Source organism: Amylibacter sp. IMCC11727 (genome assembly GCF_029854195.1).
In the GTDB taxonomy this organism is placed as follows: domain Bacteria; phylum Pseudomonadota; class Alphaproteobacteria; order Rhodobacterales; family Rhodobacteraceae; genus Amylibacter.
On sequence record NZ_CP122960.1, the window covers coordinates 2,820,764 to 2,845,356 of the forward strand.

Annotated in this window: 25 protein-coding genes; 5 read left to right on the forward strand and 20 right to left on the reverse strand. The window is 53.6% G+C overall.

Annotated elements, in window-relative coordinates; genetic code table 11:
• Positions 1 to 6 precede the first annotated feature (6 nt).
• The 7 genes from QBD29_RS14210 to QBD29_RS14240 are packed head-to-tail and all read right to left on the reverse strand — an operon-like array spanning position 7 to position 6,978.
• Complete coding sequence (locus QBD29_RS14210; RefSeq protein ID WP_280098742.1) at positions 7 to 792, reverse strand: hypothetical protein; 786 nt, start codon at positions 790 to 792, stop codon at positions 7 to 9.
• Between the two features lie 15 nt (positions 793 to 807).
• Entirely contained in the window at positions 808 to 1,737 is a 930-nt protein-coding gene (locus QBD29_RS14215) for an RDD family protein (protein ID WP_280098743.1), read from the reverse strand.
• Positions 1,734 to 2,735, reverse strand: coding sequence for a stage II sporulation protein M (locus QBD29_RS14220; protein ID WP_280098744.1), 1,002 nt, complete (start codon positions 2,733 to 2,735; stop codon positions 1,734 to 1,736). Before QBD29_RS14220 ends, QBD29_RS14215 begins: the two co-directional genes overlap by 4 nt.
• The gene (locus QBD29_RS14225) at positions 2,735 to 3,994 is read right to left on the reverse strand and encodes a DUF58 domain-containing protein (RefSeq protein WP_280098745.1); all 1,260 of its coding nucleotides are present in this window, start codon (positions 3,992 to 3,994) and stop codon (positions 2,735 to 2,737) included. The genes QBD29_RS14220 and QBD29_RS14225 overlap by 1 nt, the downstream gene beginning before the upstream one ends.
• Positions 3,995 to 4,017: 23 nt before the next feature.
• Complete coding sequence (locus QBD29_RS14230) at positions 4,018 to 4,974, reverse strand: MoxR family ATPase (RefSeq protein WP_280098746.1); 957 nt, start codon at positions 4,972 to 4,974, stop codon at positions 4,018 to 4,020.
• Complete coding sequence (locus QBD29_RS14235) at positions 4,964 to 6,265, reverse strand: hypothetical protein (RefSeq protein WP_280098747.1); 1,302 nt, start codon at positions 6,263 to 6,265, stop codon at positions 4,964 to 4,966. The genes QBD29_RS14230 and QBD29_RS14235 overlap by 11 nt, the downstream gene beginning before the upstream one ends.
• Positions 6,262 to 6,978, reverse strand: coding sequence for a hypothetical protein (locus QBD29_RS14240; RefSeq protein WP_280098748.1), 717 nt, complete (start codon positions 6,976 to 6,978; stop codon positions 6,262 to 6,264). The genes QBD29_RS14235 and QBD29_RS14240 overlap by 4 nt, the downstream gene beginning before the upstream one ends.
• A gap of 176 nt (positions 6,979 to 7,154) precedes the next feature.
• Here QBD29_RS14240 and QBD29_RS14245 point away from each other — a divergent pair, with 176 nt between their 5' ends.
• Positions 7,155 to 8,369, forward strand: a complete 1,215-nt coding sequence (locus QBD29_RS14245) for a CoA transferase (protein ID WP_280098749.1) — start codon at positions 7,155 to 7,157, stop codon at positions 8,367 to 8,369.
• 109 nt (positions 8,370 to 8,478) lie between these two features.
• Here QBD29_RS14245 and QBD29_RS14250 read toward each other — a convergent pair whose 3' ends face one another.
• Complete coding sequence (locus QBD29_RS14250; RefSeq protein WP_280098750.1) at positions 8,479 to 11,550, reverse strand: ABC transporter transmembrane domain-containing protein; 3,072 nt, start codon at positions 11,548 to 11,550, stop codon at positions 8,479 to 8,481.
• 304 nt (positions 11,551 to 11,854) lie between these two features.
• Complete coding sequence (locus QBD29_RS14255) at positions 11,855 to 12,148, reverse strand: DUF2312 domain-containing protein (RefSeq protein WP_280098751.1); 294 nt, start codon at positions 12,146 to 12,148, stop codon at positions 11,855 to 11,857.
• A gap of 196 nt (positions 12,149 to 12,344) precedes the next feature.
• On the opposite strand from QBD29_RS14255, the gene QBD29_RS14260 reads away from it, so the two are divergent.
• On the forward strand, positions 12,345 to 12,557 hold the full coding sequence (locus tag QBD29_RS14260; RefSeq protein ID WP_280098752.1) for a hypothetical protein: 213 nt from the start codon (positions 12,345 to 12,347) through the stop codon (positions 12,555 to 12,557).
• 73 nt (positions 12,558 to 12,630) lie between these two features.
• Here the strand turns inward: QBD29_RS14260 and QBD29_RS14265 are convergent, their stop codons facing one another.
• The 4 genes from QBD29_RS14265 to QBD29_RS14280 form a co-directional block, all read right to left on the reverse strand.
• The gene (locus QBD29_RS14265; RefSeq protein WP_280098753.1) at positions 12,631 to 14,001 is read right to left on the reverse strand and encodes a glutamate--cysteine ligase; all 1,371 of its coding nucleotides are present in this window, start codon (positions 13,999 to 14,001) and stop codon (positions 12,631 to 12,633) included.
• A gap of 173 nt (positions 14,002 to 14,174) precedes the next feature.
• A complete protein-coding gene (locus QBD29_RS14270) occupies positions 14,175 to 14,648 on the reverse strand; it encodes a hypothetical protein (protein ID WP_280098754.1) in 474 nt (157 codons plus the stop codon).
• Positions 14,645 to 15,178 carry a hypothetical protein gene (locus QBD29_RS14275; protein WP_280098755.1) on the reverse strand — a complete coding sequence of 178 codons (534 nt, stop codon included), beginning with the start codon at positions 15,176 to 15,178 and terminating at the stop codon, positions 14,645 to 14,647. Before QBD29_RS14275 ends, QBD29_RS14270 begins: the two co-directional genes overlap by 4 nt.
• Entirely contained in the window at positions 15,175 to 15,903 is a 729-nt protein-coding gene (locus QBD29_RS14280) for a 16S rRNA (uracil(1498)-N(3))-methyltransferase (RefSeq protein ID WP_280098756.1), read from the reverse strand. Before QBD29_RS14280 ends, QBD29_RS14275 begins: the two co-directional genes overlap by 4 nt.
• Positions 15,904 to 15,914: 11 nt before the next feature.
• On the opposite strand from QBD29_RS14280, the gene ubiA reads away from it, so the two are divergent.
• From ubiA to QBD29_RS14295, 3 genes are read left to right on the forward strand one after another with little or no spacing between them, the layout of a single operon-like run.
• Positions 15,915 to 16,910 carry a 4-hydroxybenzoate octaprenyltransferase gene (ubiA, locus tag QBD29_RS14285; RefSeq protein ID WP_280098757.1) on the forward strand — a complete coding sequence of 332 codons (996 nt, stop codon included), beginning with the start codon at positions 15,915 to 15,917 and terminating at the stop codon, positions 16,908 to 16,910.
• A gap of 60 nt (positions 16,911 to 16,970) precedes the next feature.
• A complete protein-coding gene (locus tag QBD29_RS14290) occupies positions 16,971 to 18,836 on the forward strand; it encodes an OmpA family protein (RefSeq protein ID WP_280098758.1) in 1,866 nt (621 codons plus the stop codon).
• Positions 18,829 to 19,170, forward strand: coding sequence for a hypothetical protein (locus tag QBD29_RS14295; protein ID WP_280098759.1), 342 nt, complete (start codon positions 18,829 to 18,831; stop codon positions 19,168 to 19,170). Before QBD29_RS14290 ends, QBD29_RS14295 begins: the two co-directional genes overlap by 8 nt.
• Before the next feature lie 5 nt (positions 19,171 to 19,175).
• On the opposite strand, the gene QBD29_RS14300 is transcribed toward QBD29_RS14295, so the two are convergent.
• The 7 genes from QBD29_RS14300 to QBD29_RS14330 all read right to left on the reverse strand — a co-directional run bounded on the left by QBD29_RS14300 (position 19,176) and on the right by QBD29_RS14330 (position 24,580).
• Entirely contained in the window at positions 19,176 to 19,616 is a 441-nt protein-coding gene (locus tag QBD29_RS14300) for a molybdenum cofactor biosynthesis protein MoaE (protein ID WP_280098760.1), read from the reverse strand.
• Between the two features lies 1 nt (position 19,617).
• Positions 19,618 to 19,863 (reverse strand): molybdopterin converting factor subunit 1, encoded by a 246-nt coding sequence (gene moaD, locus QBD29_RS14305; RefSeq protein ID WP_280100974.1) that lies wholly within the window; start codon positions 19,861 to 19,863, stop codon positions 19,618 to 19,620.
• A gap of 2 nt (positions 19,864 to 19,865) precedes the next feature.
• Entirely contained in the window at positions 19,866 to 20,549 is a 684-nt protein-coding gene (pgsA, locus tag QBD29_RS14310; protein WP_280098761.1) for a CDP-diacylglycerol--glycerol-3-phosphate 3-phosphatidyltransferase, read from the reverse strand.
• Between the two features lie 52 nt (positions 20,550 to 20,601).
• Positions 20,602 to 22,500, reverse strand: a complete 1,899-nt coding sequence (gene uvrC, locus QBD29_RS14315) for an excinuclease ABC subunit UvrC (RefSeq protein ID WP_280098762.1) — start codon at positions 22,498 to 22,500, stop codon at positions 20,602 to 20,604.
• A 312-nt stretch (positions 22,501 to 22,812) separates the two neighbouring features.
• Positions 22,813 to 23,589: an SDR family oxidoreductase gene (locus QBD29_RS14320; protein ID WP_280098763.1), complete on the reverse strand. Its 777-nt coding sequence runs from the start codon at positions 23,587 to 23,589 to the stop codon at positions 22,813 to 22,815.
• Positions 23,589 to 23,771 carry a hypothetical protein gene (locus QBD29_RS14325; RefSeq protein ID WP_280098764.1) on the reverse strand — a complete coding sequence of 61 codons (183 nt, stop codon included), beginning with the start codon at positions 23,769 to 23,771 and terminating at the stop codon, positions 23,589 to 23,591. Before QBD29_RS14325 ends, QBD29_RS14320 begins: the two co-directional genes overlap by 1 nt.
• Entirely contained in the window at positions 23,771 to 24,580 is an 810-nt protein-coding gene (locus QBD29_RS14330; protein WP_280098765.1) for a S49 family peptidase, read from the reverse strand. Before QBD29_RS14330 ends, QBD29_RS14325 begins: the two co-directional genes overlap by 1 nt.
• Positions 24,581 to 24,593 lie beyond the last annotated feature (13 nt).

Consider the following 24,593-nt stretch of genomic DNA (forward strand, 5'->3'; position numbering starts at 1 on the left):
GTTTGTTTATTCAAAAACACCCACGAGGTCTTCGATCCCAACACCGTCTTTGATTTCGCGCAAACGCGCATAGATCAGGGCCAAGCCAATGCTGACCAAACCGTAAGACAGGGTTTGCAACAACGCGGACAAAACAACCAGGAACGCGATGGAGCCGCTGCCCAGTGAACCCAGCAGCCATTGCACAATGAATGTTGGGATCAGGTTCAAAATACCTGCTGCAATGCCGATCACGATAATCGTGCCAATGACGGGCCAGCGATATTCTTTGGTCAGTTCGGCACTGCGCCCCATGGACCCAAAGCCAACACGTTCAATCACCAAAACGGGGATGGTTACGGCAAACACGCCGTAAATCCAAATACCGGGTATGATAAGCGCAATCATGCCAAAACCCGCCAAAATGGAAATCACCAACGTTAAGATCACGTTTGGCACAAGGGTTTGCACCGCTGTAGAAGCATATTTACCAAAATTTGTGCCGCGCCCTGATTTTGCGTCATAAGCCAGTTGCACAATGATCGCGGTTACAATGCCGTAAATCGCCAAAGACAGCAGGGTTGTTCCGATCATAACTCCGGCGAACCCTTGGGCCAGAACATCAGGTTCTGCCGTGCCGAACATGATGTCAAATCCCATCAAGCTGCCTGAAATAGCCAGCGCAAACAGAATGGGAATAAAAGCCGCGACTGCGACAGCAACGATATTGCCAAACAACAGTGAAAAACTCTCGCTGATGATTTGACCCGCCCCCAAGGGGACACGTGGAGGAATTGTGGCGCTATCAGACATGATATTTCCTTACTTTTAAGTTGTTTCCGTTTCTATTTTTTCAGCATGCCGTTTGTTGGCACGTTTGTCGCCAAAAAGTTGGCGTTGTTCGAGGAACGCGCGCTGCGCGTTATAAAAGCTCTGTAAAAATTCGAGGTTTTCAGACGGTTGTACTTTGTCTGCGAAATCGATCTTTTTGCGGATTTGTTTGACCACTGCATCAATCGTATTTTTGCGCCGCATTGCGGTTGAGGCATTATAGACAGACGCATCGGCGCGCAGCAAATCTTCGAGCGTTTGCAATTCGAACGCGCCATAGTGTTCCAACTGGTGCGACAGGAAAGTGAACTTTGATGCTTTGACGTTGCTTACACTTGGCGACAAGGCCAAGTCTTTGAGCAGGATCGGTTTAGGCAAATGGATGACAAACGTCCCCGCGATCATATCACCCAGTCGTTGGCTGCGCCGATTGAACAACGGCACCGCAATCACACCGCAAATCCATGCAAGCGATATCAAAGACCACATCGGGCTTGCCGCCGAAAGGGAAAACAACAAGGTGCCCGGCAAGAAAATCTCTGCCTCTTTCATCAGATTGCGCACCACAAGTGATTGCGCCGTCAACGACCCGCTGTCCGCAGCAATCACCTTAATTTTCACCATCCGTTTGCCCAGCGTTTGCCCGTTCCACAGCAATTCGGACACCACGTAATACGGAATACGAATAAGGAAAAACAACATGGACGCGATGGCCATCATGGTGTTTGGCGTGGAGAGCCCGATGGAGCCCAGGAAAATCAACAGCGCAATCGCCGCGATAAATGTGATCAGGATATCGACCAATTGCGCCCCAAACCGCACGCCAAAGGTGGCGATTTCAAAATAAAGCGGCACGCCTTCTGGTGGCATCAATTCGTCAAATCCGGGCCGTTCGGGTTTGGCGCGTTTTTTGAACCAGAACCTCATGATCGGGACCGCCCTGCCAATACGAACCATGCGAGCCACAGCCCGCCGATCCCCCAGCCAATGACCAACCGCGCGGTGCGATCTTGGATCAATTGCCGACCGAACCCTTCGAGGAGTGCTGCGGCAATCAACATAATGGCAGCAACCAACGCCAGCTTTACCGCATCTTTACCCGCATCACGCAATGCGTCTTTGCGAGTACGTTGCCCAGGAAACAGCACGGCCGCACCCAATTGCACACCGCCGCCACACGCGATGCAAATGGCCGAAAGTTCGGTCACACCGTGAATCGAAAGCCACCCTGCAAGGTCCAGCCCCAAGCCCCGTTCCACATGCAGCGCATAAAACGCCCCAAGGATCAGACCATTGTAAAACGTCAGCAGGATCGCAGGAACGCATAGAAACGCGCCCAGCCCAAAGACGAAAATGGCGATACGCGTGTTGTGCGAAAACAGATATGTGGCAAAGGCTCCAAGACCATTTACCTTTGGATCGCTATCATAAATGACCCCGCGCAAAAACTCGGTGGAGCTGTCAGGCCCACGCCCGCCCGCCAATTCAGGGGGCATGAAAACATAAAACCAAGACGCGTTTTCAAAGAATAGGAAATATCCTGCTGCTGCGCCCAGAAACATGCACAGAAACCCGATCAGGATATAAACCCACGACCGCCGCATCGCTTGGGGTGCCCCTTGCGTGAGGAATTTGCGCAGCAATCCACCCAAGCGTTCTTGGGGGGCGTAAACGCTTAGATATGCGCGTGAGGTCAGCGCCTCTAGGTATCGCAACAAAGCCCGATCAAGCGAGATCTGCCGTGCAATGGACAGGGCCGTTGTGCTGCGCCGATAGAGGCTTGCCAGATCGCGGGCCTCCGCAAAGGTCATACGGTTAAACCCTTGCCGTTCTGCCTTTGATGTTAAGGCTTCGAGTTTGCGCCAATCTGTTTCTCGTTCTGCACGAAAGCGCGCGGATCGCATGACATCGGTTTGATCGCTCATTAGATCACCTCTCGCGCTTTGATATCGAGATATGCGGAAATCAGTTGTGCCGTTACCGTGCCAGGCTTGGCGTCCACAATTGTCACCCCAAGGGAAGCCAACCGCCCCAACACCACTTGACGTTCATTCAGGGTTTGCCCTGCGGCCACCAATTCGGCCACTTGATCCATGTCATCTGGTGCGGATTCCGTCATATTTTCCAAATTAGGATCGCGCATGATCACAAAAATAACCGCGTGCCGTTTGGACAGAACGCTGATGTTTTCCACCATCAGTTCTGCGGTCGTTGTGTCCACAAAATCGGAAAAAATAATGATCAGACTGCGTTTGGGCGTGCGGGCGTTTAATTCTGTCATGGCCAGCGTGTGATTGGTTTCCAAACTCACGTAATCCAGCTCTGACGTGCGCAGGCGGATCGAAGGGAACGCCGCGCGACCCGGTTTGGGTTCCACAAACACATTCGGGCGCGTGTCATAGGCATAAAAGCCAACCATATCCCCGCCCAACGCCGCGGCCCAAGCGGTGGCCAGTGCCGCTGTAACCGCATGATCAATCTTTGGCAGCCCCGCAATTTCTTCGCGCATCAAATAGCCGTTGTCCAAGGCCACAATCACATGGTGGTTTCGTTCGGCCCGCAATTCGCGCGAAACCAAGTTGCGGTGGCGTGCGGACCGTTTCCAATCAATAGATTTCACATCCATACCCGTCACAAAATCCCGCAACTGGTGAAATTCCGTGCCTTCCCCCACCGCGCGGTTTTCTTTCATGCCGTACATGCTCGACAACACAATCGACGTGATCTGACCAGATTGCACCAGCCGAATATTGGGGACGACTTTAACATCCAGCGAGAGAGCCAAGGTTGGCACCCGTTCAAACAGTTTAAATCGGGACGACCAAATCAAATGCAGTTTATTGATGGACCAACTGCCCCGCCGCACGGCGCGAACAGGAACCTGCGTTTCCACATCAGACCCAAACGAAATACTGTCAGGCCCTGACAGGCCTTCGGGCCAATCAACCTTGCCTGTCATGCCGTTCGTGGGTGGAGAAATCTCAAACAAGAAATTTTCTGTTTCGCCGACAAACATTTCAGGAGGAACGACAACGTTCACTTCTTTTCGGGGCGCGCGCGATAAGAACAGGTCTATCAACACCGCAAGGCCAAGCACGACCCAAGGGGCAAGCGCTGCATCACGCAGCCCTTGGCCGAGGACCAAAACCATGGCCGAAATGGCGAGTGCGACAGCACCCGCCAAAAGCAATCTGCGCGAAGGACGTATCAGCGGGGGGCCTCAACTTGGTTAAGGATGTTTTCAAGGGATTGCACTGATGTGCGCCCTTCGATTTCAGCGCCCGGGCCAAGCACGATCCGGTGACGCATAGAGGGTACGAACAGGCGTTTCACATCATCAGGGATCGCAAAATCGCGTCCTTGTAACGCGGCGGCGGCACGGGTTGCAGCCGCCAGGGCATCTGCCGCGCGGGTCGAAGCGCCATAAGAAATATCAGGGCTGTTCCGCGTGGCGCGTACCAGACGCAGGATATAGGCCAGAATGTCATCATCAATGATAATGCTGTCCACCACATCACGGCTTTCTTGCAGCGCTTTGGCATCCAGAACGCTCTCAAGCTGTCCTGTGACCCCAGCAGAATCCAGTGGTTCTGCTGCGTGATGTTTCAAAATCGCCATCTCGGTGGCTTCATCAGGGAATTCCAACACGATCTTGAATAAGAACCGGTCAAGTTGTGCTTCTGGCAGGGGATAGGTTCCTTGCTGTTCAATTGGGTTTTGCGTGGCAATAACGATAAATTCGGACCCCAAATCATGGTCTTTGCCATCAATGCTGACCACCCGTTCGTTCATGGCCTGCAACAGCGCCGCTTGTGTTTTGGGCGGAGCGCGGTTGATTTCATCGGCCAGCAGTACTTGGCTGAACACAGGCCCTTTGGTCAGCGTGAATTCAGAGGTTTGAAAATTGAAAATCGACGTGCCCAAAACATCGCCTGGCATCAGATCAGGCGTGAACTGGATGCGCCCGAAATCAAGGTTCAACGCCCCTGCGAAACTGCGTGCCAGCAGGGTCTTCGCGGTGCCGGGCGGCCCTTCGAGCAGGGCATGGCCTTTGGCAAACAAGGTGATAAGCAACAGGTCAATGACCTCTTCCTGACCATGGACGGTCTTGGAAATTTCGGCGCGAAAGGCTTCGGCGCGCGCGTGAAGGGCTTCAAGTGTCATCGTTTAACTGCTCCAAAATACGTTCGAGTTTGTCGACATTGGCAATGGCCGCTGTCGCAGAAAGGTTAGAAGGCTGGGTGCGAATGGCGTTTAGCGTGTCTTGCAGCGGGGTCACCAAATCAGGGCGTTTGCGGCGGACAAAGCGCACCGCCGCATCCGGATCATTTTTATGGGTTGGCCCCAAATTACGCGCTGCAATGGCGGACAAACGCACGTTGGCATAATCCGCCAGCAACGCACCGTCCTGTTCGGTTAGCCGCATCAGACGCGCCGCAGCTTGATTGGCCACGCGTTTGGATGCGTCCACTTCGGTTTTGCGGCGTAAAATCGGGCCGAACCGCGCACTGGCACGCCACAAGATCAGGGCAAACAGGATGCCACCACTGAGCCAGAGGACAGAAAACGGGTAGGCAAAGAATTGTTTCAAATCGGCCCAGGTGCGGTCCCGTTGGACCCCTTCGAATTGATTGATCAGCCAAACCTGATCGGAATAATCAATCATCAACGTTCGATCATCCGCTAAAGGCAAAATCAAATCCCGCGCGATCACCGCGTTGTCACCAAGGCGTATGCCGTGATTGTTCAACAGATCGGGATCAGACAGCACCCACGCGAAATCATCGCTCGCGCTGTCACCTGACATTGGGCATCGGCCCAGAACCATTTCCCCTTCGCGCCCAACCATGGGAATACAGCCGCGCCCTTCAAAGACTTGCGCTTGATAAAGAACCGCCGTTGCCTTGGAATTGTCAGGCAGACGCACGGTGAACTTGCTGAAATCTTGCGGCAACACTGATACCGCGCCAATTTTGGCAGGCATGATGTCGTGCAAAACTTTTGTCGGAGCACCTTTGGCCACCAGCAATTCGGGATGCGCCTTACCTGTGAGCCGCATTCCGCTGCGCCACTTGGGCAGCACGTACATGGTTTGCACGATACGACCCTTGCGCCGCACGACCCCTGTGCGCAGATCGTATTCATCGCTTTGGGCCAAGAACTCTTCGGTATTGCGCGGCGTCACGCGGCGCTGGTCCAAATTGGTGTCGAAAATCGGCAGAATACGCAATCCGATCACATCAGGATCGCTGGTCCAGCCCCCTGTGAAACTGCGTACAGGATGACCTTTGGCGGCGACCCAAGATTGCAACCCATCATACCCCGCAGGGGATTTTCGCAATTGCTGTTGGCTGCCAGAGGCAAAATAAATCAAGATGCCAACCAGCACCAAAACCCCTGCCCCGATCAGCAACAAATCTGTGCGGCTTTCGCGCCCTGTGCTTTCACCGCTCATAGGGACAGCTCCCGCAGCAGGGGTTTCGCACGCGCGGCAAAATCGGCGAATTCTTCTTCGCTGACGTCTCTCTCCCCAAAGTGAACCAATTCGCCCTTTAGAACCAAGGCACTTAGTTCGGGCAGGTATCGGCTGTCTTTGGGCATGCGGCGCAACACATCGCGCGCGGTCCAACTGCGTTGCAGCAACAGATCATTGGCGGACACCGCTTTGTAGATAAGCAACTGCGCCAAACTGATCAGTGCTTGCTGTCGATCAGGATTGTTTAAGATGCCGTCAAAGGATTGCATATCAACGGGTGCAGATGTTGCCTGCCGTGTGCGACCTGATTTTGCGCGTTTGGCGTTTTCGGCATCGCTGCGCAGCACCACCGACCCTGCGCCGCCAAATTTGTAAAACAAAAACAGGATGACAAACAAAATGGCCCCAGCAATCAGCGCCGTGGCAGGATCAAACTCTGACACACCAGAGCGCGAACGGGTTGTCCGTTCTTCCTGTGGTTTTGGTTTTTCAGTGGTTTGAAGATCAGGTTTTGGTCCATTGGGATCATAGTATTGCACATCACTTTGCACGCCTTTCAGGCGCAGTGTGCTTTGGTATTCTTCAGATATTTCTGGGGTTTCAAGTAAAACAGCAGTGTCTTGAGCGCGTGCAATTTGAGGGACCAAAACACCCAAAATCAAACCCACGTATAAAAGACGAAAACCTATCATTCCTTGGAATCTAGGTTAGCCGAAATCAGAACACAACTGCGATAACGCTCAGCAGTTGAGTTTTTCTCGTGTCGATAAACTTTGTGGCATTTGCGATGAAATATTGGCCCTTTGCGTTGTTTTCAGTTCCGCAGATTCGTAAGCAAAGTCCAACACGACGAAAAGAAAAGACACCGATGCAAAACGATACATCTTCTCCTCCTACTGGTCCGTTGGCTGGCCTGCGCGTTCTGGATCTTTCCCGTATTCTGGCAGGGCCGACCTGTACGCAGCTTTTGGGGGATTACGGCGCGGACATTATCAAGGTGGAAAAACCGGGGCTTGGGGATGACACCCGTGCGTGGGGGCCGCCCTATGTGACGGGTAAAGATGGGCAGCCTACATCCGAAAGCGCGTATTACCTGTCGGCAAACCGCAACAAACGGTCCGTTGCGATTGACATTGCCACCACAGAGGGCGCGGCCAAGATCAAAGCTTTGGCGCGTCATTGTGATATTGTGATTGAGAATTTCAAAACAGGCGGGCTGAAGAAATATGGCCTTGATGCGCAAACCTTGCTGCAAGACCATCCCAGCCTGATTTACTGTTCCATTACGGGATTTGGGCAAACAGGGCCAAATGCGCACAAACCTGGCTATGATCTATTGGCACAAGCCTTTGGCGGGATCATGAGCCTGACGGGTGATCCTGATGGGGAGCCCATGAAGGTCGGTGTTGGCATTGCTGATGTTGTCTGTGGTCTTTACGCCTCGACCGCGATTTTGGCTGCTTTGCGCCACCGCGATCAGACAGGTGTGGGCCAGCATATTGATGTTGCACTGGCCGATACCACGGTGTCTTGGCTGGTGAATGCTGGGACAAATTATCTGACCTCTGGGCAGGAACAGCCGCGATTGGGCAATCAGCACCCCAATATCGTGCCTTATCAAGTGTTCAAGGCAGCGGATGGGCATCTGATTGTCGCCGCGGGCAATGATGCCCAATATGCGCGGTTCTGCGAGATTTTGGATCGTGCTGATTTGGCTACCGACCCGAAATTCGCCACCAACATTGCGCGTATCGAACACCGCGATGACATCGTTTCGATCCTTTCGGATGAAATCGCAAAACACAAAAAGCATGATCTGGTGGCCGCGATGGAAAGCAGCAATGTGCCAGGCGGGTCCATCAACACCCTGTCCGAAGTCTTTGCTTCGGATCAAGTGGCCGCGCGGGGAATGAAGATCGAAATGCCAGTGGAAGATGCCGCAAAGGGCCGTGTGGATTTGATCGGCAATCCGGTTAAGTTCAGCGAAACGCCCGTAACCTATCGCCATGCGCCGCCCACCTGTGGGCAACACACAGATGAGGTGCTGCGCATGATTTTGAAAGACGATGGAACGAACGCTTAAAGCGTTTCGCTTTTACCTTGAAACATTTGTTGTGATTGAAACGCAAGAAATCCCATTACCGTCAAGCGGTTAGCGAAACGCATGTGAGTCAACAACATCGCTCACCGCTCTAGTCTGGGTCGGGTCGGTATCCAGCTTCGGCGGCCTTGCGCAGAGAATCTGCGGCACTGTTCAAATGCCCCCCCACTGCGCGCAGCAAACTGCCCGCCACGGACGCATCGTTTTCGATTACGGCGTTCAGTTCTGATGCACCGATACGCAAGAAAACAGTGTCTTCTATCGCAATCAGATCGAGGACGCGCACATCATCAAGGATCACCGCCAGATCACCGATCAATCGGCCTGGGTTGATTTCGGTTACGAGCCGTTCGGCATCGCTGCCCACTTCCCAAAACAGCCCCGCCTTGCCCGACACACACAAATAGGCCGCATCGGCAGGCTCATCCTTGCGGAACACCGTGTGGCCTGCTTTGGCGTTGTACCACTGTGCACTATAGGCCAGCAGACGTTGGTTTTTCAGATCAATGCCTTTAAACAAATCCGCCTTGGACACAGCGGCCAGTTTGCGGTTCAAATCGTCGCGTGACATGTCGTCAGAGCGCAGATCAATGTTTTGTCGCCCCCCATCAATACGGCCGTTTTCGATTTCGATAAACATGTCATAGGTTTCGGGCGCATTGAAATGATCTTCGATGAAAATCTTGGTGGCGTCTGGCATTAAGTCACCAATGCGTTCGCGCATTTTGCTGCGGCTGTCGGCGTCATGGCTGCTGAGCGCGCTTTGCAAAATCAGGATATCAGGCTTTTTTATCCCTGCGCGACTGATCGCAGCGCGTTCGCGGAACACCGCTGGCAGGTTTGTTCCACCAATACCCATCTCTAAATCAAAAATAGATTGCGCCGCTTGCCGCCGCCACCCATGCGCATTGATCACCTCGACCACGATGTCTTCGACTTTTTTGTCCCGTGCCCCTGCCATATTTGAGATGCGCCCAAAAATGGCATTCCCCAAAACAGACATGACGGGGATGTATTTGTCTGGGTTGATCTTTTCAAACAATCCGCCCAGTTCCTGCACCAAATGGTCCGCACTTTTCTTGCGAATGTCCAACACGCGCTCTTTAAAGGCCTCATCAAAGGCAGGGCCGATTTGTTCCGCAGAAAAGGCAAATGGCACGGTCATCAGCAAGGACAATTCCTCATCGCTTAGCCCATCATTGCCCAACTTGATGCGTTTCATGTGAATGTCGGACAGCTGTTGATAGAGCGCGTCTTCCATGTTCAGGCGGCGAAACAGCGGGTGATCTGTGCCGTCTGACCCAAAGGTGGCGATCAGGTTCCCAACCACGCTTGAGGACATTTCGGTAAGGGGTTCGATCAAACCTTCTGATCTGAGGACCCGCAAAAATCCTTCGCTGGCGGCCAAAGTGGTTTGTTGCAAAAACCGTACTGGCAACGCGTACATCAGGTTGCTGCCGAGGGGAGACACAGGGTTGAACTTTTCTGGATCAAAGGGGTGAACCACATCCATCAATCCAGCCGCATTTAATTTTTGAGCAATTTCCGGTCGCAAATCCACGATCAGTTTTGCCAGTTCAGGCTGTGTTTCTGGGTTCATGCGATTGCGCAGGGCACGACGCACCATGAATTCATCAATGCCCATGGCTTCGACAATTTGGAACCACCAATCGCGGATGGCTTCGTCACTTTCAAACCCCGCCTGTTGTGGATCGACCCAAGTTGCCACCAAAGGATCAAGACTGTTGCCAGAGCGTTTGGCCTCTTCCAGCCAAGCGTTAAATTCGGCCCGCATGTCTTCTTGTATTTGCGGATTGTGTTTTAGGGGCAGCATCAGGTTGTCCCCCAATGTTCCGTCAAACATATAGGGGCTGGAATGGGCATATCCGATGCGGCTGCCCACGACACCCTGGTGTAGATCGTTCAAGGGTTGGCCAGCAATCGTTACCGCACCACGATAGGGGATCACCTCGCGGGTCAGCAAATCAGCAAAGGCTTGGCTTGCGGACTCGCTGCTGGATTTAACGGCAACGCGCGCACCTGCTGGGATGGTCAGGTTCAGGTCATCCAAAATAACGTGATCACTTTCATCGCGCACGGTCACGTTTTTCAAAACGATGTCCCCATGCAGGCTTGGGTTTTGCGCAGGTTCCCCTTCGAATAACGCGTCTTCCACCAGTGTTTTGGGGGCGAACCGTTCTGTGACAACCTCCCAGCGCAGCGCCATGTCCTGTGTTTGGTTGTAATAGGCCAACAGCTCTTTCCAAGGGGAGGACAAATCTTTGTAAGCCGCAAGCGCCGCCACCAAAGCACCCACTGTGATTTGCCCCTGAATGGCCAGAAAACCCCCAACGGAATAGAAAAAGAACGGAGTCAGTTGGTTGATGAAGTTGTTCAGGAACTTCATAAAAAACTTTTTCTGATAGATCTGAAAACGAATGCCAAACAACGCGCCCAATCGGTTGGAAAACAGCGCCAAACGGAACCGCAACCCACCGTTCACGCGAATGTCGCTAACCCCAGCCGCCGTTTCGCCGATATCTGCCGCCAATCTGCGCACTTCTTGAATGCGCGATTTGTTCAGCAGGTTGATCTGTCTTTGCAATTTCGGGATCAGCCACGCCTGCAACGGGATCAACGCCACAGAGGCAAGGCCGAACCAAAAGCTCTGCGCAAACAGAAAAGTGAGAATGGTCAGCATCTGGCCTGCTTGGAACACGGGCTGAGAGAGCATATCACCCATTAGCCCGCCCATCGGCTCGGCCTCGGATGTGACCATAGACACCAATTCCCCTTGCGAAGTTTTGCGGAAATACGGGCGCGGGAAACGCAACATGCGGCTGAGCAATTGAAACCGGAACCGACGCAACAAGCGTTCCGCCAGCACACCCTTCATCGTGTTCAGACGCATTTTCAACAGACCGTTGGCCAAAACGGACAACAAGAACCCACCACACAAGAGCAACAGAAACTGGATTTGGCTAAACTCGTAACCAAGCAGACTGACAGGGCTCCCGTCCCCGCCGATGGCATCGTTGATGATCCGCTTAGGCAGCTCTAACGTGATGTAAAGTAACGGAAATGTGGCCAATGTCACAGCCAACAACATCAGTTGGCTGCGTTTTGAGTGTTTCCAGATGAAGGCAAATAGGGTGGAATCCATTCAGAACGTTCCAAAACCAAAATGTGAGAATACGACAGATAGGGTCGCGCGAATGTGCCCTAAAGACAAGGGCCAAACGATTGGGCGGCACGGGTCAATCAAGCAGAACTGTCAGAAACTTACCAAACCCCTAATCCAGACGCGTCTTACACGACGCGTTGTCTATGACGCGTGTTGTATGACGCGTCATGTTTCAGACTTTGTTAACTTTCGCGCGTTCGCCATCCATCGAACTGTGCCGGTTCAAACGAAAAAAGGGCGGCGCAAAGCCACCCTTTCAATCATCGTTCCAAAGGCACATGCCTCACATGCCAAGCGCTTCTTTATAGATTTCCAGAACCGCTTCTTCCTCTGAAATATCCGCAGGTTCGCGTTTGCGCAGAGCCACAATTTTGCGCAGCACTTTCACATCGTATCCGCGCCCTTTGGCCTCTGCCATCACTTCTTTCTGCTGGTCTGCGATGTCTTTCTTTTCCGCGTCCAACCGCTCGTACCGTTCGACAAAGGCGCGCAATTCTCCTGCGGCCACGCGGTAAGACCCTTCGCCGGGGGCCGATGTTTGGCCAAAGCCCTGTGCATCATCCAATACGTCTTCCATTGCGGTCTCCTACCTGATTTCGAATCCTAGGCCCACTGCCTAACGTTCTGTGAAACCCACTACAAGGCTCGACGCTTCAGTTGCGCAACAGAACGTGGGAAAACTGCATCCAGCGCAATTTTTCACAGAACCATACGTAAAGACTTGGCCCCGTCCAATCTTTCATGCTACCGCCAGCGAAACGACGGAGGTTCCCATGTCTTGGCTTATTTATCCTGGCGCAATTGTCACCCTTTTGGGGCTGGCGGGCCTTGGCTATTGCATCAAAACGGCGATGGGTCTGCGCACGGCCAACCTTGACGATGATCAAATGACAGCGCAACTCCAACGGTTGGTGCCGATCAATCTTGGCTCCGTCTGCGTGGCCGCATTGGGGCTGATGATGGTGGTGATTGGCGTTTTGCTCTGAAGATTATTGCGCCACGCAAGGATTAAACGCCCTGCGCGGCACCATCACAGAGGACAGAAATCCGCGATCCACCTTAATACGAATACTCGTCGTAAATCTTTGTCAAATCCCCGCCCCATTCGTCGCGGTATTTGTGAACCAATTCACAAGCGGGCGAATGACCGGTTTCCACAACTTCTTCCAACGCGTTCAGGAAGTGGGTTTCATCTGGAACCAAGCCGCCGTTGCCCGTTTTCGCACGCGCCGCCAGACCCGCCTTTGAAATTGCAACACATTCCCGTGCCACATCCATCATTTTGATGCCGTTCACTTCGGCAGATACCCCATCCACGCTGGCGGCAACGCGCAATTCTTCGCGCGTTTGAGCGTCCCAGCCGTTGCACAAATCCCATGCCGCATCGAGCGCGGTTTGATCGTACATCAACCCAACCCAGAACGCAGGCAAAGCACACAGACGCCGCCACGGACCACCATCCGCGCCGCGCATTTCCATGAATTTCTTGATCCGCACTTCGGGGAAACAGGTTGTCAGATGATCGCCCCAATCGCTTTGCGTTGGCATTTCACCAGGCAGTGCGGGCAATTCACCTTTCATAAAATCACGGAAGGACTGGCCCAGCGCATCCACATATTTCCCGTCGCGATAGACAAAATACATCGGCACATCGAGCGCATATTGAACATACCGCTCAAAGCCCATGCCGTCTTCGAACACAAACGGCAGCATGCCCGTGCGCGCATCATCCAAGTTGCGCCAAATACGACTACGCCAGCTTTTGTGGCCATTTTCTTCGCCATTGAAAAAGGGCGAATTGGCAAACAAGGCCGTGGCCACAGGTTGCAACGCCAAACCCACACGAAACTTTTGCACCATGTCTGCTTCGGAAGCAAAGTCAAGGTTCACCTGCACCGTACAGGTGCGGCGCATCATCTGTTTGCCGTGCGTGCCAACGGTATCCATGTAGGCGTCCATCAGCTTATAGCGCCCTTTGGGCATCAAGGGCATTTGCTCATGGGTCCAAATCGGCGCAGCGCCCAGACCGATAAAGCCCGCACCAATCTTATCAGCGATCTGTTGTACCTCTTTCAGGTGCGAATTCACTTCGTCGCAGGTTTCATGGATGGTTTCGAGCGGCGCGCCAGACAGTTCCAACTGGCCACCAGGTTCTAGCGACACATTCGCGCCGTCCTTTACCAAACCAATGATTTTGCCGTCTTCTTCCACGGGGTCCCAACCAAACCCTTCGCGCAGCCCATCCAGCATCGCCTTGATCCCACACGGTCCGTCATAGGGCAGCGGCATCAAGCCTGCTTTGTCATAGCCAAATTTTTCATGTTCCGTGCCAATGCGCCAATCGTCTTTGGGTTTGCACCCATCCGCCAAGTATTGCGCCAATTGATCATGATGTTCGATGGGGCCACCGCCCGACTGTGGAATGGACATCGCGTCTCTCCAAATTGCTGGGCGTTTTTTCAACGCCTCGCGTGATTGTTTTGCTTAACTTCGCAAGGTCCAAAGACAGCACCCGCGAAATTATCGTTAGCCCAGAGGTGAAACGGATGGCGCGGGGTGTCAAGGCACGATGCGAAACCCATCAGGACCATTATAAGAAAACATTACGGCTTGGCGCGCCAATCTATCTGCCAAACCCGCCGTGTCAGCCATAAAAACGCACCACCCCCAGCAAGGCACAGCGCAGGGGTCAGCACGGGGTGAAACATCAGTTCCATAAAGGCTTCGGGAAAACGCCACGTTGCCCCAAATTCGATTTGGTAATTCGTGGCCGTGCTATTGCCCCCAAGACCATAGAGACAAACAAACCCAATCCCCAACATCCAATGACACAGTGGCGTGCGGTAAAACACAAGCGTCACGAGAGCGAGCACGATCCCATCAAGGACACCCCCAAACAATTGAAACGCAATCATGCTCGGGATTGTCAGATATCCATTGAGCAAATACCGATCCCGCTCCCCTGTCAGAAATCCCCATCCATAGCCAAAGGTAATCAATTCGTGAACAAAGCCGATCACAGGCAGTGTTATCAGGGCGCACAAAAACACCCAACCTGCTGCCTTAAACCGTTTCAATGCAAAACTCGCTTTTCCCAGATCAAGAAGCGCGCATTGTCTGTGCTGGCCATCGCCCGCACCGCCATTTCATAATCAACGCCTTTCAGTGCGGCAAACGCATCAAATAACAATTCGCTGCCTTTGGCGCTGGCGGGAATGGCGATGGGTTCACCACCGCGATGGGACAGCACCCAGAACACATCGTCTTCGAACGGACCGCGATCGTTCGTGACAATTTCCAGTTTCGTCAAATCTTCGAGCGACACATAGGCCTCACCTTCTGGGGCAAGGTATCCCACCTCACGCTCTGTTACTTCGACCACGCCAACAGCTTTTTGTGGTTTGTACATTTTCGCGCGCAGTATGGACCAAAACATCAGCCCTGCGAACAATGCCGCGATCATACCGCCCAGAAAGGTCTGCGTCACACTTTCACGTTCCAGCCCGACACCGATCAACCGCACCCCCCAAAGGATCAGCAAACCGCAAACAATCACTTCGCGCCAACGCCACAATCCTTCGCGCACTTCGGGTCTGATGAAATTCATCGCCAGTCTCCCAAAGCGTCCTGCCACAGTGCAAGGGCCGCCACCGCCGCCGTATCCGCGCGTAAAATACGCGGGCCGAGGCTTACGGAATGCACACCGTCCATGCCGCGCAGTTTTTCTACCTCGGCAGGGGAAAACCCGCCTTCCGGTCCGATCAAGATCGCCCATGGGCCTGCACCCAGCGCCGCCAAATCAGTTGCCGCTTCGCCAACCCGCGTTTCATCGCAAAACAATAATTTTCGCTCCGTCGGCCACTCCGCCAACACACGATCAAGCTTCACCAAATCCACAACCTCTGGCACAAAGGTTCCGCCGCATTGCTCTGCTGCTTCCACGGCATGGGCCTGCAACCGATCCTGTTTCAGCCGATCCGATTGCGTGTAGTCTGTTGATACGGGGCAAATCCGTGCCACGCCCATCTCGGCTGCTTTTTCCACGATGAAATCGGTGCGTGCCTTTTTGATGGGCGCAAACAACAGCCACAGATCGGGCGGCATCTGCAATGGCTTTGATTGTTCAACACAAGTCAGTATTCCATTGCGCTTGTTTGCAACGGTGACATCGGCAAGGAACTCCCCATCGCGCCCATTAAACAGCGCCACGTGCGCACCCTCTTTCAGGCGCATCACCCCAAAAAGGTAATGCGCTTGATCCCGCGACACCGCGACCGCTTGCCCCTTGGCCAAGTCCGCGTCTACAAAGAGCCTGATTTTCGCTTGTTTCATGGCCGCACCATATGACCGATCAAAACCAGACACCAGACCTGCCGAACGCTGATGGCGGACGGGTTGCAGATGCCACTGATCTAAACTGGGTGGATCGTTTTTGCCCATTGTGGTCGCGCCCGTATTTGCGGCTCAGTCGTGCGGATCGTCCAGCGGGCACATGGTTGCTGCTGATCCCATGTTGGTGGGGGCTGCTGCTGGCCATTCTGATTGATCCAGCAGGTTTGCAGCCCGTGGACGGGTGGATCGCAGTGGGCTTTGCCATTGGTGCGTTTCTGATGCGCGGTGCGGGATGCACATGGAACGATATTTCGGATCGCCACATTGATGCACAGGTGGAACGTACGCGTTCGCGTCCGTTGCCATCGGGTCAGGTCAGTACGAAACAAGCGCTCGTTTGGATGATCATTCAAACGCTGTTGGCCGCTTGTATCCTGTTTACATTTAACTGGTTTACCATTGCTCTGGGTATCCTCGCGCTGGTGCCTGTTGCGATTTACCCTTTTGCAAAACGATTTACATGGTGGCCCCAAGTGTTTCTGGGCCTCGCCTTTAATTGGGGGGCTATGCTTGCATGGGCCGCGCATTCGGGCTCTTTATCGCTTACGCCCATTCTGTTGTATTTTGCAGGCATTGCATGGACCCTGTTTTACGACACGATCTACGCCCACCAAGACATTGAAGATGATGCTTTGATCGGGGTGAAATCCACTGCGCGACTTTTTGCCGAGAACACGCCGCGCTGGCTGTTTGTTTTTCAAGTCGTCGCCATGACCTTGATGTTGATTGCGGTATTTACGCCTGCCGCCGTGGCACAATTGATGGCAAATCCCATTGTTTTCATACTCGTATTCGTTGGCATCTGGGGCTTTGGTGCGCATCTAACACTGCAATTGCGCAAGCTCGATATCTCGGACCCGCGCAACTGTATGCACCTGTTTCGCTCCAACCGCGAAGCAGGTCTGATCCCCATCGTGTTTTGGGCGCTGGCAATTCTGATTGGCTAACTTGATCCCACCCCACTGATCAACTACACCGAACCAAGACACATTCGCCCGAGGACGTTAATGCACCGCACTGCCCTTCTGTTTTCAGCAATTAGCTTTGTTCTGATTGCGGCGGCGTCCTTTTTCTTGGCCAGTCGCGCGGTGGAATACATCGAAAACGCCACACAAGAATCCGTTGATAAGGCGCTGCTTGCCTCTGGCCAAAACTGGGCCACAACCCGTGCGGATGGGCTGGTGGTACACCTTACAGGGCTTGCCCCAGACGAAGCTGCCCGTTTGCAAGCGCTTGAAATCATGGGGCAAGTGATCGACACGAACCGCATTTCAGATCGCACAACCGTCTTGCAATCCTCTGAAATCGTTGAGCCGCGTTTCTCGCTCGAAGTGCTGCGCAACCTTGATCGCATCTCTCTGATCGGGTTGATCCCTGAACGGGTCGGTCGTACCTTTATTCTGGATCGCGCCGCGAAAATTGCGGACGGTGGCACAGTTACCGATATGCTCGAAAGCACGGAGCATCGCGTGCCTTCGGGCTGGGCGCGAAACTTGGATTTCGGATTGCAAAGCCTCGAACGGTTGCCACGCTCCAAAATCTCGATCACGCCCGATGCAGTTCGCGTTACTGCCGTTACGGAATCCCCAGAAGAACAAGCCGAGGTCGAAAAGGCCTTGCTTGCGGCCAAGCCCGAAGGGTTAAAGCTGATTATGGATATCTCTGCACCGCGACCCGTTATTGCGCCATTCCGCTTTCGTATGCGGGTCACAGATAGTTCGGTCGAATTGCAGGCCTGTTCTGCGGACACACGGGCATCACGCGATCGCATCTTGCGCGCTGTGCGCAAGGCTGGCGGTGAGCAAAAGCTGATCTGCGATATTGGTCTTGGGGTGCCGACATCCGAATGGGATCAAGCCATTATTCAAGCGATCCAATCTCTTACCCAATTGGGGGGCGGCACGCTCGACGTGACCGACAGCGACATTTCCTTGGTGGCCAATGACAAAGCGTCCCAAACACAGTTTGACACCATCGTTGGCGCATTGGAAAGCACCCTGCCAGAGTTGTTTTCATTGCAGGCGGTTCTTCCCCCGAAAATCGCCACGGACGGGTCGCAGGCCGCAGCCGAAACGCCCGAGTTTATTGCCACGCGCAGCCCAGAGGGGCTCATCCAATTGCGGGGCCGCATCCAAAGCCAGCAAGCCAAAGAAAGCGTTGGGGTGTTTGCCCAAGCCTTGTTCGGGGCTGACTCTGTCGATAACAAAACCCGCATTGATCCCGAATTGCCCGATGGCTGGCCCAAACGCGTTTTTGCGGGGCTCGAAGGCTTGGCAGAATTGCGTCATGGTGCGGTGATTGTGCAACCCGAAGAAGTGTCCATTCGCGGCATCAGCGCCAAGCCTGATATCACCACCATCGTGTCCAAATTGTTCGCCGTGCGGTTGGGGTCTGGGGATGAGTACAAAATCAATGTGCAGCACGACCCAAAGCTGATCGAAAAAGACAATCCGCTGGATGCGCGTCAGTGCGAAGCCCAGATCAACGCAGTGCTGGGCGAACAGCAAATTGCGTTTGCTCCGGGGTCTTCAACCATCGAAGCATCAAGCCAAGGGGTGCTCGATGCCATTGCCGACATCCTGCGTGAATGCCCTGACACCGCTTTTGAAATCGAAGGCCACACCGACAGCCAAGGCCGCGATGAGATGAACCTCTCGCTCAGCCAGCAACGCGCCGATGCGGTTCTGTCTGGCCTCTTGGCCCGTCGCATTTTGATTTCAGGGCTGACCGCAAAAGGATTTGGTGAAACCCAACCTTTGGCCGACAATGACACAGAGGAAGGACGCGCCGCCAACCGCCGCATCGCGTTCCGACTTGTGACCGAAGAAACCACCACCACGACTGACCCCGAGGAAGATACATCCGATGAATAGAACCGAGCTGATCGTTATCATCGCCATCACTCTTTTTCTGACTTTTTTGGCAGGGTGGTTGCTGCGCTGGGCCTATGGCCGTTTGAACAGCGTCAACTCGGTTAATATTACCGAAATTGACGATCTGGCCCACCGTCTGCACGAAGCAGAAGAAGCCCGCGATCAGGCTATGACATACATCCAGCAGCGCGAATTCGAACTGACCAATCAGCTGACCCAGTCAGAGGCCGAATTGACCGCAGCGATGGAAGGCTTGGGTGCCGCACGGCGCGAAGCGGGGGAATTGCAGGCGCAATTAGACGCCTTTCATGCTCAAGGCACAAGCACCAGTTAAGCTGCCTACCAGCGTTTTAACGCGGCCTCGTCTGTGTCTTTTGCATCGACCCATTCGGCCCCTTTAACGCCTGTTTCTTTTTTCCAAAACGGGGCGCGGGATTTCAGAAAATCCATCAGGAAATCTGCCGCTTCGAATGCTGCTTTGCGATGGGGTGATGCGGCGGCCACCATCATGATCTGTTCACCTGGCTTCAGCGGGCCATAGCGATGCACAATCAACGTGGCATTCAAATCCCACCGCTTGTGCGCCTCGGCTTCTATCTCGGCCAGTGCGGCCTCTGTCATGCCTGGATAATGCTCCAGCTCCAGTTCTTGCAGATCGCCCGTATCGTCGCGCACCAACCCAGAAAAGCTGACCAATGCGCCAATATCCGTACGCCCTTCGCGCAGCGCGCGCAGTTCAGACCCAAGATCAAAATCTTCGCGTTGCACCCGAACGGCCATATCAACCGCCTGTCATTGGGGGGAAAAACGCCAACTCGCGCACGTCTTTCAAAGGCGCGTCAAAGTCGGCCAAGACTTGATCCACCGCCACGCGCACCACGGTTAAATCGCTAAACGCCAGATCGTATCTGTCTTCGCGTGCGCGCAGTTCGGCAACCAATTCACCAACCGTACTGGCGGTCGTTTCCACCGTTTCGCGCGGCAATCCGATACGTTCACGCACCCATGCGAAATAAACAACATCCAGTTTCACGCCTTAGGCTCCCGCAAGAACGGCAGCGATTTTGCGAAATAGTCCCAGCCCGTTACCGCCGTCAAAACCGCGGCAATCCACAGCAAGACCACGCCAACCGTCCATGTGCCATTCATAAACTGTGCATATCCGACTACGCCGTTCACGTCTTCGATAGTGCCAGCCATGACGCCTTCGTAGATTTCGGCGTCCATACCTTGCACGAGGTTCAAATAGTGATGTTCAAACACCCCTTTGGCAAACAACACCGCAATGGCAATCATTTGCACCGTGGTTTTATATTTGGCCAAATTGGTCACTTTCAGCATCCCCGCTGAAGCGCCTAAAAACTCACGCAGGCCAGACACAAACACTTCGCGAAATAGGATCACAGTGGCAGGCAGCAAAATCCAAGCGTCCATCACCAATTTGTCGGCCGTCGATAACCCCACGATGATCACAAGCGCAATAATCACCATCGCCTTATCCGCAATCGGATCAAGCATTGCGCCAAATTTGCTTTCTTGTTTCCACAATCGCGCCAAATAGCCATCCAGAAAATCTGTCAGCGCCGCCGTGATAAACAAAATCAGCGCCACCCAATCGGCCACAGGGCGTTGGAAATACAAAAACAGGATCGCCACACCTGGGGCAGCGATCAAACGCAGGACGGTCAAAATATTTGGCAGATTCCACGTCATGAATGGGTCCTATTGGCAGAAGCGTGTCTTGGGGAAACTCTTACCTGCTGGCTCAGCCTTTGTCATGGAAGAAGTCATAGATTGTTTGCGCCAAAGCCCCTGAAATCCCATCAACCGCCTTCAAATCTTCGAGACCTGCGCGAGAAACCGCCTTCGCCGATCCGAAATGCAGCAACAACGCCCGTTTGCGCCCTGCCCCAACACCAGGCACTTCGTCCAGTGGATTGGCGAATTGCGATTTGGCCCGCTTGGCACGGTGCGTACCGATGGCAAAACGGTGCGCCTCATCGCGCAGTCGTTGCACAAAATACAACACAGGATCATTGAACCGCAGGGCAAATTTACTGCCATTCGGGCGGTAAAACTCTTCCTTACCCGCATCGCGCTCTGTGCCTTTGGCCACGCCAATGAACGGCACATCATGCACGTTGAGTTTGCGGAAAATCTCTCGCACGGCTGAAACTTGACCCGCCCCACCATCAATCAGGATCAAACCCGGCCAGTTATCTGTTTTACGAAAAGGGTCCTCTTTCAGCAGTCGCGTAAACCGCCGTTTCAGAACCTCTTTCATCATCCCAAAATCATCGCCAGGCGTCAGGTCATCCCCTTTGATGTTGAACTTGCGATAGGCCGATTTCATGTACCCGTCCGGCCCCGCCACGATCACTCCACCCACCGCATTTGTGCCTTGGATGTGCGAGTTGTCGTAAACCTCAACACGCTCTGGGATATGCTCCAGATCAAAGGCTTCTTTCAGCCCTGCCAACAGCTTGGTCTGTGTGGCACTTTCCGCCAACTTGCGTGCCAGGCTTTCGCGTGCGTTGCGCAACGCACCCGCCACCAAATCCGCTTTTTCGCCACGCTGCGGGATCAGCACTTCAACCTTCTTCTCGCGTTTGTCGGTTAACAACTGTTCCACCAGATCAAGGTTTTCGACCGCGTCTGACAACAGCACCTGTTTGGGCGGCGTTTTGTTGGAATAGAATTGCCCCAAAAACCCTTCCAAAACCTCGGCAGCTTCGGCGCCTGATCCAGTTTTGGGAAAATACGCACGGTTTCCCCAGTTTTGGTTGGCGCGGATAAAGAACACCTGCACGCAGGCCTGACCGCCTTCCATGTGCAGCGCCACAATATCGGCTTCTCGCACCCCTTGGGGATTAATCCCTTGTGCCTGTTGCACCTGCGTCAGTGCCTTAATCCGATCCCGCAGGGCGGCGGCCCGTTCAAATTCCATCTTTTCGGACGCTTCGCCCATCTGTTTGGCCAGCGCCTCTTGCACATCGGTAGAGGACCCGCGCAAAAATCGCCCTGCATCACGCACCAGATCCCCGTAATCTTCTTTGCTGATGTATCCCACACAGGGGGCGGAACATCGCGCAATCTGATATTGCAAGCAGGGCCGCGTGCGGGTTGCAAACATGCTGTCACTGCAATCGCGCAACAAAAAAACCCGCTGAAGTTGGTTCAGTGTTCTGTTCACCGATCCTGCGCTTGCAAACGGGCCATAGTAATCCCCCTTTTGCTTTTTCGCGCCCCGATGTTTAGTAATCATCGGAAATTCATGTTCCTTGGTCACCAGAATGTTCGGGAAACTTTTGTCATCGCGCAACAACACGTTATAGCGCGGCTTCAACTGTTTAATCAGGTTCTGTTCTAGCAACAGCGCCTCTGTTTCAGTTTTAGTTGTCAGAAACATCATCGTAGCGGTTGCTGAAATCATCCGCCCAATACGCGCGGAATGCCCATGCGGCTTGGCGTAGTTGGATACCCGTTTTTTCAGATTTCGCGCTTTACCGACATACAAGACCTCTCCTTGTCGATCCAACATGCGATAAACCCCAGGGCTGCCATCCAAGGTTTTCACATAACCCTGAATCACCAAATACCCCGTTGGCGTGTCCGCTTCGGCATGGCCCTCTTCTGGCAGATTTTGATCGGTTTCTTCTGTCATGCTTTCTCTATGCCTGATTCCCAGCGTCGCTGCACCGAAACTCGCAGGGGTACAAGGATTTTTCTGTCCACGTCTCTTGTGGATAACTCTGCGGATAACTCATCGTGATCCTGAATTTTTCCTTTGTTTTCGCACCTTTCACCGCTTTGCACAAAAAATAGGCAATTATTTACACCCTTGTTTTTAAACGATAAAAACATTACTTCCGTGCAAATTCCTGAAATCATTAACAATTTTGTTACACACGTTAAATAATATCAGCCAAGGTGGACAAAACCCGTCAGCACCACGCACCTTTGGGACTTTGGCCACTCAACCCTGAATGTCTGGTGTGCGCCATCCAAGGTGCTGACCACCGTCCACATTCAGCAATTGACCCGTCATCGCAGGGCTGTCCAAAAGATAGTTCATCGCGGCAACGATTTCTTCAGAATTGGACCCACGTTCCAAAATCGTGGCTTTGCGCTGATTGTCAAAATGGTCTTGGCTTTGCCGCTCCCCAATGATGGTGGACCCGGGCGCAATGCCGTTTACACGCGTCGCAGGGGCCATGCCGCGCGCTGCGGTTTGCGTGAACGCCCACAGCCCCATTTTGGCGATGGTATAGGTCATGAATTCGGGCGTCAGTTTGCGCACCCGTTGATCCACAATATTGATCACTGCGGATGTGGCTTTCACCTCGCCATTCTCATCCTGAGTCGCATCAGGCACTTGTGCGCCAAAGGCTTGGGTCAGGAAAAACGGCGCACGCAGGTTTGAATTGATATGGCGCTCCCAATGTTCGGGTGTTGCCGTTTCCAGCCGATCATATTCAAAGATCGACGCATTGTTCACCAACACATCCAGCGGTTTGCCAAGCGCCTTTGATGCGCGGCCAACCAAATCCTGCGTGGCGTCAATATCCAGCAAATCCGCCTGCAAGGACACTGCTTTGACCCCATAAGACGCCGCACGGGAAACGGTTTCAGCCGCATCATCCACAGAGCCATTGTAATGCACCGCAACATCAATCTTGCGCCGTGCCAAAGCCAGCGCCAATTCACGCCCCAACCGCTTGGCTCCGCCTGTTATCAAGGCCGCGCGATACATCACGCCCCCTTCCCGCAGGAACAGGTTTCACCCGCCAGATTATACCGCCCGCAGCTTTCGCATTTTTCTGTGGCTTTGACCGTTTTGCGTTTGAACGGGTTCTTAACCTTGGGCAGCCGTAGCCGCCCAAAAATGCCCAGCACCATGATAAAAATAAGAAAGAGGATGACAATTTTTGACATCACTTCACCCCGTATTGCGCCCAAAGCGCCTGATCTTCGACCGAAGCAATAGCATCGCCAACCGCCGCCTGAACCCCAAACCGCGACAAAAGCGATTTCTTTTGTCCCAGCACATTGAACTTAACTTTGTCGCCGAACTTTTCCTTCATGAACGGAACCAGATGACCAATGCCATCCACCAACCCGTCTTCCACGGCTTTTGGACCCACCCAAATCTCGCCGGTGAACAGATCACGATCCGCCAGTTTCGCACCGCGCCGCACTTCTACGTGATCTTTGAAATTTTGGTGGATCACACGTTGCAAGTCTTTCAAACGTTCCACATCTTCGGGGCGTTCGGGGCGAAATGGATCGAGCATGGATTTATCCTCGCCCGCCGTATGTACGCGCCGCTCAATCCCTTGTTTTTCCATCAGGCCAGTAAATCCAAAAGACGCGGAAATCACACCGATGGATCCAACAACGGAACTTGGGTCCACATAAATTTCATCCGCCGCACAAGCCAGCCAATAGCCCCCTGAGGCCGCCACATCTTCGCAAAACGCATAGACTGTTGTGTCGGTTTCCTGTGCTAGGCGGCGGATACGCGCCCCAATCAGTGACGATTGCACAGGAGAGCCGCCGGGTGAGTTGATCACCAAAGCCACCGCCGCAGGTTTTCCCTTGCGAAACGCTTTTTCGAGCAAAGGCGCAAGGGCCGCATCATTCAACGCCCCGCCCCCAAACCGCCCAGCGGACGCAATTACGCCAGACATTCGAACAACAGATACGGTCGGGTGGCTTTTGAGCCAAGGAATAAATTTACGCATGGCAAACACATAG

Bases quoted from the DNA above. Each gene is read 5' to 3' on its own strand.
- QBD29_RS14210 (WP_280098742.1), bottom strand. From the start codon at position 792: ATGTCTGATAGCGCCACAATTCCTCCACGTGTCCCCTTGGGGGCGGGT.
- QBD29_RS14215 (WP_280098743.1), bottom strand. From the start codon at position 1,737: ATGAGGTTCTGGTTCAAAAAACGCGCCAAACCCGAACGGCCCGGATTT.
- QBD29_RS14220 (WP_280098744.1), bottom strand. From the start codon at position 2,735: ATGAGCGATCAAACCGATGTCATGCGATCCGCGCGCTTTCGTGCAGAA.
- QBD29_RS14230 (WP_280098746.1), bottom strand. From the start codon at position 4,974: ATGACACTTGAAGCCCTTCACGCGCGCGCCGAAGCCTTTCGCGCCGAA.
- QBD29_RS14235 (WP_280098747.1), bottom strand. From the start codon at position 6,265: ATGAGCGGTGAAAGCACAGGGCGCGAAAGCCGCACAGATTTGTTGCTG.
- QBD29_RS14240 (WP_280098748.1), bottom strand. From the start codon at position 6,978: ATGATAGGTTTTCGTCTTTTATACGTGGGTTTGATTTTGGGTGTTTTG.
- QBD29_RS14245 (WP_280098749.1), top strand. From the start codon at position 7,155: ATGCAAAACGATACATCTTCTCCTCCTACTGGTCCGTTGGCTGGCCTG.
- QBD29_RS14250 (WP_280098750.1), bottom strand. From the start codon at position 11,550: ATGGATTCCACCCTATTTGCCTTCATCTGGAAACACTCAAAACGCAGC.
- QBD29_RS14255 (WP_280098751.1), bottom strand. From the start codon at position 12,148: ATGGAAGACGTATTGGATGATGCACAGGGCTTTGGCCAAACATCGGCC.
- QBD29_RS14260 (WP_280098752.1), top strand. From the start codon at position 12,345: ATGTCTTGGCTTATTTATCCTGGCGCAATTGTCACCCTTTTGGGGCTG.
- QBD29_RS14265 (WP_280098753.1), bottom strand. From the start codon at position 14,001: ATGTCCATTCCACAGTCGGGCGGTGGCCCCATCGAACATCATGATCAA.
- QBD29_RS14275 (WP_280098755.1), bottom strand. From the start codon at position 15,178: ATGAATTTCATCAGACCCGAAGTGCGCGAAGGATTGTGGCGTTGGCGC.
- QBD29_RS14280 (WP_280098756.1), bottom strand. From the start codon at position 15,903: ATGAAACAAGCGAAAATCAGGCTCTTTGTAGACGCGGACTTGGCCAAG.
- ubiA (WP_280098757.1), top strand. From the start codon at position 15,915: ATGACCGATCAAAACCAGACACCAGACCTGCCGAACGCTGATGGCGGA.
- QBD29_RS14290 (WP_280098758.1), top strand. From the start codon at position 16,971: ATGCACCGCACTGCCCTTCTGTTTTCAGCAATTAGCTTTGTTCTGATT.
- QBD29_RS14295 (WP_280098759.1), top strand. From the start codon at position 18,829: ATGAATAGAACCGAGCTGATCGTTATCATCGCCATCACTCTTTTTCTG.
- QBD29_RS14300 (WP_280098760.1), bottom strand. From the start codon at position 19,616: ATGGCCGTTCGGGTGCAACGCGAAGATTTTGATCTTGGGTCTGAACTG.
- pgsA (WP_280098761.1), bottom strand. From the start codon at position 20,549: ATGACGTGGAATCTGCCAAATATTTTGACCGTCCTGCGTTTGATCGCT.
- uvrC (WP_280098762.1), bottom strand. From the start codon at position 22,500: ATGACAGAAGAAACCGATCAAAATCTGCCAGAAGAGGGCCATGCCGAA.
- QBD29_RS14320 (WP_280098763.1), bottom strand. From the start codon at position 23,589: ATGTATCGCGCGGCCTTGATAACAGGCGGAGCCAAGCGGTTGGGGCGT.
- QBD29_RS14325 (WP_280098764.1), bottom strand. From the start codon at position 23,771: ATGTCAAAAATTGTCATCCTCTTTCTTATTTTTATCATGGTGCTGGGC.
- QBD29_RS14330 (WP_280098765.1), bottom strand. From the start codon at position 24,580: ATGCGTAAATTTATTCCTTGGCTCAAAAGCCACCCGACCGTATCTGTT.